The following is a 16,250-nucleotide window of genomic DNA, read 5'->3' on the forward strand; positions in this document are numbered from 1 at the left end:
ATACCCTTGGAGCACAGTCGACGACGACTGACCGATGACAGACCCGTCTGGAGCACCGATGTCACAAGCATCCCCGTCCGCCCGTCCAGTAGGAGAGGCCGGCACCCCGGCCACCCGCGTCGAAAGCGACTCCCTCGGGGTGCTCGACATCCCCGACTCCGCCTACTGGGGAATCCACACGGCGCGTGCGCTCGAGAACTTCCCGATCACCCGCCGGGCCATCTCCAACTACCCCGACCTCATCCGCGCGCTCGCCCGGGTCAAGCAGGCCGCGGCGCGTGCCAACGCCCAGATCGGAGTGCTCTCGCAGGAGAAGGCGGACATCATCGACCGCGTCTGCGAGGAGATCGTCGGCGGTGCGCTGCACAAGGAGTTCTGCGTCGGCGTCATCCAGGGCGGCGCCGGGACCAGCACCAACATGAACACCAACGAGGTAATCGCCAACCGCGGCCTCGAGCTCATGGGGTACGAGCGGGGCGACTACCAGCACCTGCACCCGATCGACGACGTCAACCGCAGCCAGAGCACCAACGACGTCTACCCGACGGCGATCAAGCTCGCCATGGTCTTCGGCATCCAGCGGCTGCTCGCCGAGCACCGTCTGCTCACGGCCGCGTTCGCCGCGAAGGGCGTCGAGTTCAACGACATCCTCAAGGTCGGGCGCACCCAGCTGCAGGATGCCGTGCCGATGACACTCGGGCAGGAGTTCCGCGGGTTCGCGCACACCCTCGCCGAGGACTACGACCGGCTAACCGAGACCATCAAGTGGCTCAACGAGATCAACATGGGCGCGACCGCCATCGGTACCGGCATCACCGCCGACCCGCGCTACGCCGACGCCGTGCGCGAACACCTCATCGCTGTCACCGGGATCCCGATGGAGACGGCCCCCGACCTCATCGAGGCGACGAGCGACGCGGGCATCTTCATGACCGTCAGCGGCACCCTCAAGCGCGGCGCGGTCAAACTGTCGAAGATCTGCAACGACCTGCGCCTGCTCAGCTCGGGACCGCAGGCCGGGATCGGCGAGATCAATCTGCCGCCGCGGCAGGCCGGCTCGTCGATCATGCCGGGCAAGGTGAACCCGGTGATCCCCGAGGTCGTCAACCAGGTCGCGTTCAGCATCATCGGTGCCGACGCCACCGTGACGGCCGCGGCGGAGGCCGGACAGCTGCAGCTGAACGCGTTCGAACCGGTGATCGCGCACTCGATCCTGCAGTCGATCTCGTGGCTGACGAAGGCCTGCTACACGCTGCGGGTCAACTGCGTCGACGGCATCACCGCCAACATCGCGCGGCTCGCGATGCAGGTGGAGTCGTCGGTCGGCGTGGTCACCGCGCTCACCCCGTACATCGGCTACACGGCGTCGGCGGCGCTCGCGCACACGGCGTTGACCACCAACGCGTCGATCGCCGAGCTCTGCGTCTCCGCCGGCCTGATGACCGAGGAGGAGGTGCGCCGCGTGCTGTCGCCCGAACGCCTCAGCGGCATGGTGCCGATCACGTCGTCGATCGCCGTCGTCGAGCTCGAGCGCGAGGCGCGGCCGACCGAGGAGAGCCCGCTCTCGCCGTCGACCCCCTAGCGGCGCCGAGCCGTAGGGAGACTACTTGGCGGCGGGCGCGTCCTCGTCGTCGTCTTCGTCGGGCTCGTCCTCGAGGGCGCGGTCGCGGGCCTCGCTCACCGTGAGAGCGACGCGCTCGACCGCCTCTTCGCCGCGGTCCTTGAGGTCGGTCGCGGTCTTGACGACCTGACCGCGCACGTCGTCGGTCACGTCGGTGACCTTGCCCGCGACATCCTTCGCCGTGGCCGCGGTCTTCTCGGCGACGTCCTTGGCGGTGGCGGCGGTCGTGGCGGCGACGTCCTTGGCGGTGGCGGCGGTCTTGCCCGCGACGTCCTTCGCGGTGGCGGCGGTCTTGCCGGCGACGTCTTTCGCGGTGGCGCTGGTCGTGGCGGCGACGTCCTTGGCGGTCGTGGCCGTCTTGCCCGCGACATCCTTCACCGTCGTGGCGGTCTTGTCGGCGATGTCCTTCGCGGCGGCCGCGGTCTTGCCGGCCGCCTCCTTCGCGGTGTCGCGGATGATCGGCGCCTGCGTGCGGGCGTAGCTCTCGAGGTCGGTGCGGGCCTTCGCGACCCGCGGGTCCTGCCAGTACTGCTCGGCGGTTGCTTTGAGCCTGTCGTACTTCTCACGGCCGGCGCGCGCGCCGAGGACGTAACCGATTGCCAGACCGAGGACCAGGAGGAGTTTGCGCTTCATGCCCCCACCATAGCTTTACGACCTGACATCGCTATCGTTCTACCGCGACATCCGACGGGGACTTATCCTCCCGCCAGCCGCGCCAAGTGGGTTGGCGTAGCCGCCGCGACGGCGTCCACTCCGCGAACTCGACCTCGCCGACGAGCCGCGGCGACACCCAGACCGCGTCCCGCGCGTCGGCGGACGGCACGTCGGTGACCGCGCTCGTCTTGCGGGCGAGCTTCTTCAGCCGGGGCAGCATCTCGTCGAGCGCGCGCTCGTCGAAGCCGGTGCCGACCCGGCCGGCGTAGCGCAGCCCGTCGCCCTCCGGCACCGCCATCAGCAGCGACCCGACGCGCTTGGCACGCGTGCCGTGGCCGGGCCGCCAGCCGACGATCACGACCTCCTGGGCGCGGTGGTGCTTGATTTTGATCCAGGTGCGGGAGCGCGCGCCCGGGGCGTATCTGCCGTCCCGTTTTTTCGCCATCACGCCCTCGAGTCCGAGGCGCAGGCTGCTCTCCATCGCCGACTCGAGGTCGCCGTCGAACGACGGAGGCACCTGCACGACGTCGCCCGCCGTCACCACTTGCTGGAGCACCTCCCGGCGCTCGGTGTACTCGGTGGCGCCGAGAGAGTGTCCGTCGCGTTCGAGGATGTCGAAAACCATGAACTTGACCGGGATGTCGCGCACGGCCTTTCCCACGTCGGAGGGTTTGCGCAGGTGCATGCGGCCCTGCAGGCGGCCGAAGTCGGGGCGCCCCTTCGCGTCGAGCGCCACGATCTCGCCGTCGAGCACCGCGTCGCCGTCGGTCGCGGCCACGAGCTCGTCGAGTTCGGGGTAGCCGGCCGAGATGTCGACGCCGTTGCGGCTGAACAGCCGCACGGTGCCGTCCGCGACCCGTGCGACGGCGCGCACGCCGTCCCACTTCATCTCGAACGCCCACTCGTCCTCGTCGTCGATCGTCGAGACGTCGCCGAGCGTCGCGAGCATCGGGGACGGCGGGCGGTCGGTCCCGCGGCCCGGCGCGGGTTTCGCGGACGGCTTCTCCGCTTTCTTCGACTTCTCCGCGGGCGCGGACTCGGCTGCCGGCTGCTCCTTCATCAGGTGGATGAGCCAGTTGTTCTCCGCGCGCTTCGAGTCGCCGGCGCCGCCCCCGCTGTGGATGAGCGCGTAGCGGTGCGTGCCGTGCTTCTCGCCGTGCAGCACGACGATCACTTCTTCGCCGTCGCGCCACTTCTCCAGCTCGTAGTCGCCCGAGTCCCAGATCGTCACCTCGCCGGCGCCGTACTCGCCGGCCGGGATACGCCCCTCGAACGAGCCGTACTCGAGCGGGTGGTCCTCGGTCTGCACGGCGAGGTGGTTCGTGGCGGTCTCGGTGGGCACGCCCTTCGGCAGCGCCCAGCTGACCAGCACCCCGTCGTGCTCGAGCCGGAAGTCGTAGTGCAGCCGGCGGGCGTGGTGCTCCTGGATGACGAAGGAGTTGCCGGCCGGGGCGTCGGCCGCGGCATCCGGCACCGGCTCTGGCGTTTTGCTCGCGTCCCTCATGCTGCGGTATTTCTCGAGCCGGTCGAAGCCGGCCATCCGCTGCGGCGTGGGTTCGAGCGACTCGAGGTGGCCGACGGTGACGGCCGCGAGCGGATCGCCGCGCCGGGCCACCCGCGCCAGCACCTCGGTGTACTCGAGCTGGGCGAGATTCTTGCTCGCGAGCTCCCGCCAGGTGCGCGGTGCAGCGACCGTGGGACGCGTGCGTCCGCGCAGCGAGTACGGGGTGATCGTCGTCTTGTTGCCGTTGTTCTGGCTCCAGTCGACCAGCACCTTGCCCTCGCGCAGCGACTTCTTCATGTCGCTCACCACGAGATCGGGGAGGTCGGCTTCGAGGGCGCGGGCCAGCTCGTGGGCCACCTCGCTCACCTCGTCGCTCGTCTGGGTGCCGTCGATCGCCGCGTAGAGGTGGATCCCCTTGCTGCCGCTCGTGACGGGGAGCGGGTCGAGGCCCATGCCGGTGAGGATGTCGCGGGCGGCTCTCGCCACTTCCGCGCACTCGAGCAGGCCGACGCCGGGTCCCGGGTCGAGGTCGAGCACGAGGCGGTCGGGGTTTTTGCGGGTGCCGGTTCGGCCGAACCGCCACTGCGGCACGTGGATCTCGAGCGCGGCGATCTGCGCGAGCCAGGTGAGAGTGGCGAGGTCGTTGACGAGCGGGTAGTCGTTGCTGTGGTCCTTGTGCTCGATCGGGCGGCGCTTCACCCACGACGGGGTCGAGTCGTCGAGGTTCTTCTGGAAGAAGACCTGTCCGGGCTCGTCGTCGGTGCCGACGCCGTGCACCCAGCGCTTGCGCGTGGCGGGACGGTATTCGGCGTGGGGGAGGAGCACGGGGGCGATGCGGGCGTAGTAGTCGATGACGTCGCCCTTGGTGGTGCCGGTCTCGGGATAGAGCACTTTGCCCAGATTGGTGAGTTTGATGCGGTGGCCGTCGACGGAGACGACCTGATCCTCGGTGCGGGAAGCCATTGCACAATCGTGCGGGAAAGATGAGCCCACGACCAGCTATTGCCCCGGGGACTGCCGGTGTGTCTACTTGGTTGGCATGAGAGCGATTTGGAAGGGTGCGATCACCTTCGGCCTGGTCAACGTGCCGGTCAAGGTGTACAGCGCCACGGAAGACCACGACATCCCGCTGCACCAGGTGCACGACAAGGACGGCGGGCGCATCCGGTACCAGCGACGGTGCGAGATCTGCGGCAAGGTCGTCGATTACGAGCACATCGACAAGGCGTTCGACGACGGCGAGCAGACCGTGATCCTCACCGCCGAGGACTTCGGCTCGCTGCCCCAGGAGCGCAGCCGCGAGATCGACGTCGTCGAGTTCGTGCCGAACGAGCAGCTCGACCCGATCATGTTCGACCGCAGCTACTTCCTCGAACCGGACTCGTCGTCGAACAAGGCGTACGCCCTGCTGCGACGCACGCTCGAGGAGACCGAGCGCACGGCCATCGTGCACTTCGCGCTGCGCCAGAAGACGCGGCTCGGCGCGTTGCGGGTGCGCGGCGACGTGCTGATGCTGCAGACGCTGCTCTGGGACGACGAGGTGCGCGAGGCGAACTTCCCCGCGCTGGACGAGAGGGTGCGCATCTCGGCGCAGGAACTCGAGATGTCGCACTCGCTGGTCGAGTCGTTCGAGTCCGACTTCTCGCCGTCGAAGTTCTCCGACGACTACCAGGACGAGCTGCGCCAGCTGATCGACGCGAAGCTCAAGAAGGGCGATGCGGTGAGTACCGAGGAGACCTTCGGCGAGCAGCCCGAGGAGAAGCAGGGCGAGGTGCTCGACCTCATGGAGGCGCTGCGGCGGAGCGTCGAGACGTCGCGGTCGAAGAAGAAGCCGGCGGCGGCAGCTGCGAAGAAGCCTGCAGCGGCGAAGAAGCCCGCCGCCGCGGCGAAGCCCGCTGCGAAGAAACCGGCCGCCAAGAAGAGAGCGGCGAGCTAGCTGTTGCGCAGCGCCTCGATGAGCTTCGCCTTCGTCAGCCGCGAATAGCCGGTCAGGCCGATCTCCTTGGCGCGGCCGCGCAGGTCGGCGACGGTCCAGTCGTCGTAGTCGCCGGCCGCTCCGCCCTTCCGGCCGACGGCCGACCGGCCGCGGGCCGCGGCGGCGTTGCTGATGCGTGCGGCCTTCTGCTTGCTGTTGCCCTCGTCGACGAGCTTCTCGTAGAGCTCGGGGTCCTTCAGGGTCGGATTGTCCTCCGGCACGATGTCTATCCTTTCTCCGCGTCCTCGCGGATCTCGATACTGCCATGCACGTCCGACGCGCGCTGGCGGGCGAGCAGCAGGTTGCGCGCGGTGTCGCGCAGTGGCAACTGGATGACCTCCTCGGCGGGGATGCCGACCGAGAGCTGGCGAAGTCGAACGACCTCCGCGTCGACCTCGGCGCCGAGCACGAGCACCAGGTTGCTGATGTACAGCCAGAGCAGCAGCACGATGCCGCCGCCCAGCCAGCCGTAGACGCGCTCGTACTGGCCGACCGTCGCCACGTAGACCGCGAACCCGGCAGCGGCGAGCGCCCAGACCACGATCGCGAAGACGGCGCCCCACGACACCCAGCGCAGCCGGGAGTGGCGCACGTTGGGCGTGAAGTAGTAGAGCACCGCGACCACCAGGACCGCGAGCACGGCGAGGAGCGGCCACTTGCCGACGTTCCAGACGCTCATCCACGGCTCGGAGAAGCCGTAGTCGTCGCCGATCGCGTCGATCACGCGCGGGGTGACGAGGAGGATGACGATGATCGCGCCGAAGGCGACCATCAGCACGAGCGTGACCAGCATCATCAGGCCGCGGAACTTCCAGAACTGGCGGCCCTCCTGCACCTCGTACACCGAGTTCATCGCCCGGCCGAACGCCGTGGCGTAGGCCGACAGCGTCCAGAGCAGCAGGAGCAGCCCGGCGGCGAGGGCGATGCCGGGGTTGGTGAGGCTGAGGAACTCGTGCAGCGGCGCCCGCAGGGTCTCGACGGTGGAGTCGGTGCCGACGTCGCCGACGACCGCGAGGATGCTGTCGACCGCGCGCTGCCGGTCGCTCGAGATGGCGAACGCGGAGACCACGACGAGTGCGCCCGGGAAGATCGCGAGGGTGGCGAAGTAGGTGAGCGCCGCCGCCGAGTCGATGCCGCGGTGGAGCATAAAACCGTGCCAGGCCCGCGTGGCCGCGTGACGGAACGCCGCCCGGGGCAGCCCGCGGCTGGTGGGGTGGTCGCCACCGCCGTCGATGGTCACCGGTGCTTCCGGTCCGGGTGCACCAAGAACGGGATGACGAGCCAGACGCCGGCGATGAGGAGGAGCGAGACGCCGCCGGCCACGTACCCGGCGACCGGCGAGACGACGACGTCGAAGATGAGCAGGATGGTGCCCGACAGCACGAACGCGACACCGAGCAGGGTGAGCTTGAGGATGCGGTTCGCGATGCGCACGATCTCCTCCTTCGCCCCCTCGCGGAACAGCGTGCGGTGCAGGCTCACGGGGGCGAGCGCCAGCGCGGTGGTCAGGGCGGCGAGCACGACCAGCACGAGGTACACGTCTACCTGGATCTGCGTGAGGTCGGCGAAGCGCGGCTGGAACGCGAGGGTCAGCAGGAATCCGGTGAGGATCTGGGTGCCGGTCTGCGTCACGCGCAATTCCTGCAGGATCTCCGACCAGTTGCGGTCGAGGCGCGCCCGGTCCGTCTCGGGTTCGGTGCTGGCGGGGGTGGCGGCGGGTTCGGGAATCACCCCATGATCGTAGGCGGCAGCGCGGCGATGGGCGAACGGTTGCGCCACAGGTGCAGCGTGGCGTAGCTGCGCCACGGGGCCCAGCGTGTGCCGCGGGCGGCGAGATCTCGGGCCGAGGAGGGCAGGCCGATCCGGGCGGCGCTCTGCAGCACCACCAGGTCGGACGCCAGCAGCACGTCGGGATTGCCGAGGATGCGCATCGCCAGATAGCCCGCCGTCCACGGGCCGATCCCGGGCAGGGCGACGAGGCGCGCGGTGAATTCGTCGACCGGCGTCGCCACGTCGAGCGACAGCGTGCCGTCCGCCACGGCCTCCGCCGCGCCGAGGATCGTGCGCACGCGCGACGCCGGACCGCGGATGACACCCGTGCTGCCCGCGATCTGCCCGGCGGTGGGGAACAGCCCGTCGCCGCCGAGCTCGGCCGTGATGCGGCCGAGCACCGTGCGGGCGGCCGGCACCGAGATCTGCTGGCCGACGAGCGTGCGGAAGAGCGTCTCCTCGGCGTCGAGGCTGCCGGGGAGGCGCAAACCGGGGCGTGCGCTCACGAGCGGGGCGAGGGCGGGATCACCGGCCAGAGCGGAGTCGATCGCCGCGGAATCGGCGTCGAGGTCGAGGAAGTGGCGGATGCGCGCGACGAGCGTCGCGACATCCGAAATCCTGTCGATCGTGGCGTCGCACCGCACTCCGGCGTCGCCGTCCAGGCTCAGCCGCACGGTCGCACTGCCGTGGGGGAGCCGCACCCGGCGTTCGAAGCTGTCGTCGTCGCCCGTCTCGAGACCCGCAACAGCGTGGTCGGCCAGGAAGCGCAGCAGGCCCGCGCCGTCGAAGGGCGCGCGGGCCGGGAGGCGCAGGCTGATGGCCGTGCCGTCGCCCGCCGGCTCGTCGGGCGTAGCGACCAGGCCGCCCGCGCGTCTCGTGGCGCGCAGCTGGCTCGGGGTGCGCTCGTAGACCGCGGCGATCGTGTCGTTGAACTGGCGGATGCTGGAGAATCCCGAGGCGAAGGCGACGTCGGCCACGGACAGGTCCGTCGAGACGAGGAGGGTGCGGGCGCTCTGCGCGCGGTGGGCGCGGGCGAGGGCCAGCGGACCGGCGCCGAGTTCGGAGACGAGCACCCGGGTGAGGTGCCGCGTCGTGTAGCCCAGACGGGCGGCGAGACCCGGCACGCCCTCACGCTCGACCACGCCGTCGGTGATGAGCCGCATGGCGCGGGAGGCGAGGTCGTCGTGGGTGTTCCAGTCGGGGGAGCCGGGCACGGCGTCGGGAAGGCAGCGTTTGCAGGCGCGCAGGCCCGCCTCATGGGCCGCGGCGGCGGTGCGGTAGAAGGAGACGTTCTTCGCGTGCGGGGTCACGGCCGGGCAGCTCGGGCGGCAGTAGATGCCGGTGGAGTGCACGCCGGTGATGAACTGGCCGTCGAAGCGCGCGTCGCGCGACGACATGGCCCGGTAGCGCTCCGCGAACAGGTGCCCTGCCGTCTGCTTGTCTGCGTGCATTTCTCCACGATCGCACTTTCGGCCGCGTTGCACTAGCGGTAATCGGACATGACCGCCCCGCGCCCGAGGCCGCTTAGGCTGGCATCCGTGAACAACGTTCTGGAACTCCTCAAGGCCGAGCTTCCCGCCGCCCTCTCCACCGACCCGGCGGCGCTCGCCGCGTGCCGGCTCGACAAGTCGGGGCACGAGTCGTCGACGCCGCCCCTCGCGATCGTCAACGCCACGACGATCGCCGAGGTGCAGGCCACGATGCGGATCGCGACGGCCACCGGCACCCCGGTCGTCGTGCGCGGCGCGGGAACGGGACTCGCGGGCGGAGCGATCGCCGGCGACGGCGAGATCGTGCTGTCCACGCTCGGGATGACGCGGATCCTCGAGGTATCGGAGGACGACGAGCTCGCCGTCGTCGAGCCGGGCATCATCAACGCCGACCTCAACACCGCCCTCGCCTCCACGGGCCTCTGGTTCGCCCCCGACCCGGCCAGCCGCGCCATCTCCACCGTCGGCGGCAACATCGCCACGAACGCGGGCGGTCTGCTCTGCGCCAAGTACGGCGTGACCCGCGAGGCCGTGCTCGGCCTGAAGATCGTGTTGGCCGACGGACGCCTGATGACCCTCGGCCACCGCACCGTCAAGGGCGTCACGGGGCTCGACCTCGTCGGGCTGCTGATCGGGTCGGAGGGCACCCTCGGCGTCATCGTCGAGGCCACCGTCAAGCTGCGTCGTCTCCCGCAGGGGACCCCGTCGACCATCGGCGCCTACTTCTCCACCGTGGAGGACGCCGCCCGCGCCGCATCCGTGATCAGCGCGTCCGGACTGCGCCCCGCCATCATGGAGCTGCTCGACCCGCGGGCGATGACGTCGATCGCCGACTACCTCGGGGTCACGGTCCGCGCCGAGTCGTTCCTGCTCGTGCAGACCGACGGCGGGGGAGCCGAGGGCGAGGCGACGGCAGCGCTCGCGATCATCCGCTCGCTCGGCGGCGACGCCACGCTGACCACCGATCCGGAGGAGGCCGCGCGGCTGATGGCGCTGCGCCGGTCGTTCCACCCCGCCATGGAGAGCCGCGGCACCGTGCTCATCGAGGACGTCTGCGTGCCCCGCAGCACGCTGCCCGCGATGTTCCACGCGATCGACGAGATCGCCGCCCGTCACGGTGTGACGATCGCCACGGTCGCGCACGCCGGCGACGGCAACCTGCACCCGAACTTCGTCTACGAGGGTGCCGAGGTGCCGGAGGCGGTCTGGGCCGCCGCCCACGAGATGTTCCAGACCGCGCTGCGCCTCGGCGGCACGCTCACCGGCGAGCACGGCGTCGGCCTGCTCAAGAAGCGCTGGCTGCGCGACGAGCTCGGCGACGACCAGGTCGACCTGCAGCGCGACATCAAGCGGGTGTTCGACCCGAGCGGCATCCTCAACCCGGGCAAGCTGTTCTCCGAGGCCCCCGACACCGTGCGGGCGTCGGCGCTCGCCGAGTAAAAGCAGGACCGGTACCCGCACGACCCTGCGCGGACGGCAATTCAGGAATACCATGGCGCGCCGCGGTGTTATGCCGATATGACCCTGGTTAGCGACTCCACAGCGACTCCTCGCCGCACCCCCGATACCCGTAACAGCACGCCCCGCAAGTCCACCGCGCGTCCGCGCACCCGCGACGGGCTCGCCCGTCCGAAGACCGGAGAGGTGCGCGTGCGCGTCGGCGCGCTCGGCCTGAGCTCTCTCGGCATCCAGGCCGCCGGTCTGATCTCCGCCGTCGGCCCCGAGGCGGGCGGATTCGCCCCCGGGGACCGCGTCTCGTACCGCACCGACCTCGACGCTTCCGACTACAACGCCCTCGGCACCACGCCGACCGGGTTCAGCATCGTCGTGCCCGAGCGCGACCTCATCGGTTTCCCGAAAGACGTCGCGGTCGAATCGGCCGCGTCCTACCTGCCCCTCGGTCTCGTCGCCCGAACCGTGGTGAAGCAGCTGCACTCCGTCGGCCGCGGCAACCGTGTCGCGATCGCACCCGACCCGTCCGGAGCCGACGCCTTCGTCGCGGCCTGGGCGGTCGACCTCGGTGCGACGGTCGTCGACGCGGGCAGCAACCTCGCGGACGTCGTGGTGACCGAGGCCGACTACGAGGCGGCACGACGCTGGCGCTACGGCAACGGCCTCGCGCAGATCGCCGCGGCCGACGTCTTCGCCGAAGTACGCCGCGGCATCTTCGACGACATCGCCGTGACCACCTACGCGTTCGCCGACGCCGACCGTGCCCACGCCGACCTCTCCGAGCGCCGCGCGGCGAGCCCGATCCTGCTGCTGCCCGTCGCCGCGTAAAGCGGGCCGCGTCGCGCCCGCACGAGGGCGCGACCGCCCGCTAAGGTTCGTGCATGACTCTGACTGATCCAGCCGCGCCGGGCCAGGCGCCCCTCGAGGTGCGGCAGGCCGCCGCCGTCGTCACCGGTCCGGCCGCGAACGCGCCCGTGCGACGCAACAGCGGCCTCACCGCGCTCGGCATCGTCGGTATCGCGATCGCGGCACTTCTCGCCCTCGCCGTCGTCGCGTACCTCATCGCCGGCCTCGGCCCGGTGGCGTTCGGCGTCGGCGGCATCATGGCGCTCGTGCCGCTCGCGATCGTCTTCTTCGGCGTGCACTGGATCGACCGGTGGGAACCGGAGCCCCGCGGCATCCTCGTCTTCGCATTTCTCTGGGGCGCCGGCGCCTCGGTGGCTGTCGCCCTCATCGTGGGAGCCCAGCTGACCGGCGTGATCTCCGCGATCACCTCCGACGTCGGCGCGGGCGAGTTCCTCTCCGCCGTCGTGGAGGCTCCGCTGGTCGAGGAGGGCGCGAAGGCCCTCGGCCTGCTGCTCATCTTCCTGTTCGCCCGCAAACACTTCGACGGCCCGATCGACGGTCTCGTCTACGCGGCCTGGGTCGCCGGCGGCTTCGCGTTCACCGAGAACATCCTCTACTTCGGCGTGCAGCTGCTCACGGTCGGCACGCTGGACGGCGGACTCGCCGAGATCTTCCTCGCCCGCGGCCTGATGTCGCCGTTCGCCCACGTGATGTTCACCGCCTGCACCGGTATCGCCCTCGGCTTCGCCGCGCGACGCACCAACGCCGTCGCCGCGGTCGGCGTATTGCTGCTCGGGCTCGTGCCGGCGGTGCTGCTGCACGCGTTCTGGAACGGTTCGCTGTACTTCGTCAGCGACTTCTACGCCTACTACGCGGTCGTGCAGTTCCCGCTGTTCGCCGGAGGGGTGCTCATCGTGCTGTTCCTGCGCCGCCAGGAAGCGGCACTCACCCACGAGCGGCTGAGCGAGTACGCCGCCGTCGGCTGGTTCAACCGCGACGAGGTCAACTCGCTCGCCACGGGTGCCGGACGCCGCCGCGCGCAGTCCTGGGCCAACCGCCGCGGTCTCGGTGCGGTCATGCGCCGGTACACGCGCGACGCCACCCGGCTCGCGTTCACCCGGCAGCGCATCGTGACGGGCCGGGCGAGCATCGGTGCCGAGGCGGATGAAGCGGCTCTGCTGGCCGCGATCGTGGCATCCCGCGCGGCCCTCGTATCGTCGGCTCCGCGCTAGGGGTCAGTTCAGCAGCCCGCTGACGACCGACCAGCCCCACAGCACGACGAAGACCGCGACGACGAGGATCGCCACACCGGGGAACCTTGTTCGCAGCCGCCGACCCTGCGGCGCGACGACGAAGGCCGGGGTGCCCGCGGCGAACCGGTCGTTGACGTAGCCGCCCGAGGCGAAGCGGTCGTCGACGTACCCGTCGCTCTGGGCGAGGGTCTTCGCGCCCACCGTGTCGACGATGCGCAGCAGCCGCTGGTACGTCGCGGGGTCGGCGAGCGGGAACACCCGAGGCGAGTAGAGGAAGAACCAGTCGTCGACGATCTCGATGTCGAAGGCCGCCGCCTCGTCGATCAGCAGCGCCATCAGGTCGGGAGTGAAGACGTAGAGCGCGTCTCTCTCGTAGGCGCGAGGGCAGTACAGGGTGAAGTGCCGGTCGAAGTCGCCCTCGAGCGACAACACCTGGTCCTTCGCGAGGCTGCCGGGCAGCGTCGAGCCGAAGATGCCGTTGTTCGCACGGGCGTCGAGCACCATGTGCGGCAGGTTGCGGTCGAGCTTGAGCGCGAGGAAACCCCACGCGTGCCGCTGCTGGTTCTTGCCGCTGCCCGTGACGTAGTGGAAGTTGCCGAAGTCGAGGAAGCGCCCGGCCGCCGAGCGGAAGTGGTCGCGGGCCTCGCGCGCCCGGCCCCGGGTGAAGATCGCACCCGGGTAGGCGGGTGCGGCATCGCGCGGCGAGAAGACGAGCCCGTTGGCGGCGGCGAACCGGTCCATGCGCATCAGGCGCTCCCAGCGCCGGTTGCCGAACAGCGAGCGCAGGATGACTGCGACGGAGCCGCCGAGCACGAGCAGCACGGCGAGCGGCGCGACGACCGTGACGAGGTCGCCGCCGCCGAGGGCCGAGTCGATCAGGATGCCGGCGAGCGAGAACAGCGACGACACGAGCACGAGCGCGACGACCGCGCCGATGAGCGCTCCCGATACGAGCTGGGCGACGCTGAACGCGCCCCAGTTGCTGCCGCGCGAGCGTGCGGCCGTGCGGAACGCCCGGATCTCCGGGCCCGTCACCGCACCGAGCAAGGGCGTGTAATCAATCGTTCTCGACATGGCCTCAGCTTGGCACGGTCGGGACGGAACCGGGCCGTTAAAGACTCATCGCCCAGTGGCGCGGCAATGCCTGCGGCTCTTTTCTGGGCGATGAGTTGTTCTGGCTAATATCGTGGCCCTGCCGCGGGCAAAAGGCAAGCAATTTCTGCCGAGGTTACGGGTTCGCCTCGGTGGCGCAGGTGTAGCTGACGATGATGCCGGCCACACCGAGGCTCACCGTGACGCGCAGCCTCTGCGTCGAGACGGGCGACGACCACGCGATGGCTCCGCTGCTGGTGGTGTAGTTGGCGACGACGGTGACGAGGAAGGTGCCGCCGATGGTCAGCAGTACCCCGCCGAGGGAATAGGTAGTGCCCGTGACAGTGGTCGAATTAGTCAGACTGCCGGATGTCGCGGTGAGGGTGTAACTGTCGGGGGACGGTCCCGTGCCGGTGAGTGCCGGTGCCGTCCAGCGGATCGGCACCGAAGTCACGAGGGTGCCGCTCGCGGTGTCGCAGGTGATCGAGGTCACCGGGTTGAGCTTCACCGTCGACAGTGTCGTCGTCGCATAGCCGTCGGTGCGCCACGAGGCGACGGTCGGCTCGACCCGGGCCGCGGTGACGGAGACGGCGAGCAGCCCGCCGACGGCGAGAGTCGCCGCGGCCAGTCGCAGCAGCCGGCTATTCATCGTCGCGCCGCCCGATCAGCCGCGTGAGCTGGGCGATTCCGGCCAGCGCGAGCCCGGCGAGCACCGCCGCGACCGCGAGGGCGAGCGCGGGCACCTGCGTGATGCCGCCCGTCGAGGCGAGGAAGCCCTGGCTGGCGCTGTCGGCGGTCATCGACCCGTCGCCCAGCTCGCCGCTGCCGCCCCAGGCGTGGATCGCGATGGTGGCGTCCATGCCGGGGCGGGCCGCTTCGGGCAGGCTGACCGCGACCTGCAACCAGACCTTGTCGGTCGAGTACATCGACCCGATCTCGCGCGATCCGTTCACGTTGGTCGGCACGGTGGCCGCGGCGAGGTCCTGCTGCGGCAGCCAGACCGTGTCGCCCGTCCCGCAGACGCCGGCCACCCACGCCTCGGCGCACTCCCGGATCTCCACGTCGAGCGTGCCCGGCTTGGACAGGGTGCCCTCGGCCGAGATGCCGAGCCGCACGATGCCCGGTTCGGGGGCGCGCACCGAGACGCCGACCTGCCAGGGCACCGGGCGTCCCGGCGTGAGGCTCCCCATCGCCTCGTCGTCGGCGAGCGACTCGAGGGTGAGGTACCTGCTGTGGACGACCGACCACTCGGGAGCGTCGGCGTGCGCGGGCGGCGCGGACGTGACCGAGGGGACGACCACCAGGGCGACCGCCACCGCCGCCGCGCCGCCGGTGGCGCGGTGACGCCGACGTTTCTCTGCGCGCGGCCAGAACGCCCAGGTCACGAGCAGCGCGGCGCCCAGGGTGATGCCGCCGAGCACCAGCGGATGAGAGAGCGCGATGATCACCGCCGCGAGCCCGGGCACCGAGTAGACCACCGTGCGCACGGAGTCGACGATGTAGGGGGCCGGGTCGTCGGCGGTGTTGGCGTCGCCGCGCATCGTGATGCTCGTCTGCCCGTCCGTCGTGGTGGAGACGGCGACTACGCGGTGGGTGATCGGCAGCTGGTCCTCGCGGTCGACCGTCACGATGTCGCCGACGCGCACCTCGGTCGCGGGGATCTCGCGCACGACGGCGAGCGATCCCGCCGGGATGGTGGGGCTCATCGACCCCGTCTTGAACATGATCAGGGTGATGTCGAACACCGTCGCCATGATGACCGCGATGATGCAGACCACCCCGCCGAGGGCGGCGACCGTGAGCAGCAGGTCGACGGCCCGCATCGACACGCTCCGGGGTTCCGGGCGGTCGTCGACGCGCCGCCCCTCGGGATGCCGCGACCCCGCGCCGCGCCCCTCGGGACGCGCGTGCGCCGGCGACCGGTTCTCCCGGGTGGCGAGGGTCATGACGAGGTCGCCACGAAGCGCCAGGTGGCGGTCGACACCTGGTTCTGCACGCCGATGGGAGCGGTGTCGAGCAGCGTCATCTCGAAGCACAGCCCGGTCGCGGCGCTCGGCAGCGTCGGGGTCGCCGCGGGCAGCGAGATCGTCACGCCCGCCTCCTGGCCGGCGGTGAGCGCGCGCTTCGTGGTGCCGTTGCCGACGACCCAGACCGGCGACGTCGTGAAGGCGGCCGCGTTGCAGGTCGCCGTCGTATTGACGACCCGGTAGACGAAGTACGGGCTCAGGGTCGCGGTATTGGCCCCGCCGAGCACCGGTGCCGGCACGCTGAGCGTCCCCGGGATCGACTTCGCCTTGGTCCGGGTCAGGATATTCCAGTACTGCACGTCGCCCGGGGCGAACACGGCGCCGCTGAAGGTCACCGAGGGCCCGGGGGAGACCGCGTTGTCGGCGTAAGCCGCGCCGTTCACGCTCGACTCGGTATTGAACACCGAGGTCGAGAGCGTGGTCGTGGCGTATTCCGAGTCATTCCAACTCGCGAGAGTCATCACGGCACCCAGTCCCAGTACGAGGCCACCGGAGAGCAGCGCTCGCAGGCGCAGGAACGGAAGCCTCCTGCGCCGGCGAGTTGCGTCGCCAGCCATGATCGGCGG

At 70.5% G+C, this 16,250-nt stretch carries 15 protein-coding genes; 5 read left to right on the top strand and 10 right to left on the bottom strand.

Going from position 1 to position 16,250, the window contains the following annotated elements:
- Positions 1-58: 58 nt before the first annotated feature.
- Positions 59-1,582: an aspartate ammonia-lyase gene (locus tag HD599_RS05395; RefSeq protein WP_184234342.1), complete on the top strand. Its 1,524-nt coding sequence runs from the start codon at positions 59-61 to the stop codon at positions 1,580-1,582.
- 21 nt (positions 1,583-1,603) lie between these two features.
- On the opposite strand, the gene HD599_RS05400 is transcribed toward HD599_RS05395, so the two are convergent.
- Positions 1,604-2,254: a protoporphyrinogen oxidase gene (locus HD599_RS05400; protein ID WP_184234346.1), complete on the bottom strand. Its 651-nt coding sequence runs from the start codon at positions 2,252-2,254 to the stop codon at positions 1,604-1,606.
- Positions 2,255-2,285: 31 nt separating this feature from the next.
- Positions 2,286-4,742 carry an ATP-dependent DNA ligase gene (locus HD599_RS05405; RefSeq protein WP_184234349.1) on the bottom strand — a complete coding sequence of 819 codons (2,457 nt, stop codon included), beginning with the start codon at positions 4,740-4,742 and terminating at the stop codon, positions 2,286-2,288.
- Between the two features lie 76 nt (positions 4,743-4,818).
- Here HD599_RS05405 and ku point away from each other — a divergent pair, with 76 nt between their 5' ends.
- The gene (gene ku / locus HD599_RS05410; RefSeq protein WP_184234352.1) at positions 4,819-5,715 is read left to right on the top strand and encodes a non-homologous end joining protein Ku; all 897 of its coding nucleotides are present in this window, start codon (positions 4,819-4,821) and stop codon (positions 5,713-5,715) included.
- Here the strand turns inward: ku and HD599_RS05415 are convergent.
- The 4 genes from HD599_RS05415 to HD599_RS05430 are packed head-to-tail and all read right to left on the bottom strand — an operon-like array spanning position 5,712 to position 8,975.
- A complete protein-coding gene (locus HD599_RS05415; RefSeq protein ID WP_184234355.1) occupies positions 5,712-5,975 on the bottom strand; it encodes a DUF7218 family protein in 264 nt (87 codons plus the stop codon). The two genes, ku and HD599_RS05415, sit on opposite strands and share 4 nt — an antisense overlap.
- Positions 5,976-5,980: 5 nt before the next feature.
- A complete protein-coding gene (locus HD599_RS05420; protein ID WP_343061901.1) occupies positions 5,981-6,994 on the bottom strand; it encodes a YihY/virulence factor BrkB family protein in 1,014 nt (337 codons plus the stop codon).
- A complete protein-coding gene (locus HD599_RS05425) occupies positions 6,991-7,485 on the bottom strand; it encodes a DUF6328 family protein (protein ID WP_343061902.1) in 495 nt (164 codons plus the stop codon). The genes HD599_RS05420 and HD599_RS05425 overlap by 4 nt, the downstream gene beginning before the upstream one ends.
- Positions 7,482-8,975, bottom strand: coding sequence for a DNA-3-methyladenine glycosylase 2 family protein (locus tag HD599_RS05430; RefSeq protein WP_184234358.1), 1,494 nt, complete (start codon positions 8,973-8,975; stop codon positions 7,482-7,484). The genes HD599_RS05425 and HD599_RS05430 overlap by 4 nt, the downstream gene beginning before the upstream one ends.
- Positions 8,976-9,062: 87 nt before the next feature.
- Between HD599_RS05430 and HD599_RS05435 the strand changes: the two genes are divergently transcribed.
- The 3 genes from HD599_RS05435 to HD599_RS05445 all read left to right on the top strand — a co-directional run bounded on the left by HD599_RS05435 (position 9,063) and on the right by HD599_RS05445 (position 12,544).
- A complete protein-coding gene (locus HD599_RS05435) occupies positions 9,063-10,454 on the top strand; it encodes an FAD-binding oxidoreductase (RefSeq protein ID WP_343061903.1) in 1,392 nt (463 codons plus the stop codon).
- A 78-nt stretch (positions 10,455-10,532) separates the two neighbouring features.
- Complete coding sequence (locus tag HD599_RS05440) at positions 10,533-11,294, top strand: MDR/zinc-dependent alcohol dehydrogenase-like family protein (RefSeq protein ID WP_184234364.1); 762 nt, start codon at positions 10,533-10,535, stop codon at positions 11,292-11,294.
- Between the two features lie 53 nt (positions 11,295-11,347).
- On the top strand, positions 11,348-12,544 hold the full coding sequence (locus tag HD599_RS05445; RefSeq protein ID WP_184234367.1) for a PrsW family intramembrane metalloprotease: 1,197 nt from the start codon (positions 11,348-11,350) through the stop codon (positions 12,542-12,544).
- Between the two features lie 3 nt (positions 12,545-12,547).
- Here the strand turns inward: HD599_RS05445 and HD599_RS05450 are convergent, their stop codons facing one another.
- From HD599_RS05450 to HD599_RS05465, 4 genes are all read right to left on the bottom strand, one after another.
- The gene (locus HD599_RS05450; RefSeq protein ID WP_184234370.1) at positions 12,548-13,639 is read right to left on the bottom strand and encodes a hypothetical protein; all 1,092 of its coding nucleotides are present in this window, start codon (positions 13,637-13,639) and stop codon (positions 12,548-12,550) included.
- Between the two features lie 154 nt (positions 13,640-13,793).
- Positions 13,794-14,306 (bottom strand): hypothetical protein, encoded by a 513-nt coding sequence (locus HD599_RS05455; protein WP_184234373.1) that lies wholly within the window; start codon positions 14,304-14,306, stop codon positions 13,794-13,796.
- Positions 14,299-15,603, bottom strand: a complete 1,305-nt coding sequence (locus HD599_RS05460) for a signal peptidase I (protein ID WP_221420443.1) — start codon at positions 15,601-15,603, stop codon at positions 14,299-14,301. Before HD599_RS05460 ends, HD599_RS05455 begins: the two co-directional genes overlap by 8 nt.
- Complete coding sequence (locus HD599_RS05465) at positions 15,600-16,241, bottom strand: SipW-dependent-type signal peptide-containing protein (protein WP_184234376.1); 642 nt, start codon at positions 16,239-16,241, stop codon at positions 15,600-15,602. Before HD599_RS05465 ends, HD599_RS05460 begins: the two co-directional genes overlap by 4 nt.
- Positions 16,242-16,250: the final 9 nt, after the last annotated feature.

The organism is Conyzicola lurida, assembly GCF_014204935.1.
GTDB classification, from domain to species: Bacteria; Actinomycetota; Actinomycetes; order Actinomycetales; family Microbacteriaceae; genus Conyzicola; species Conyzicola lurida.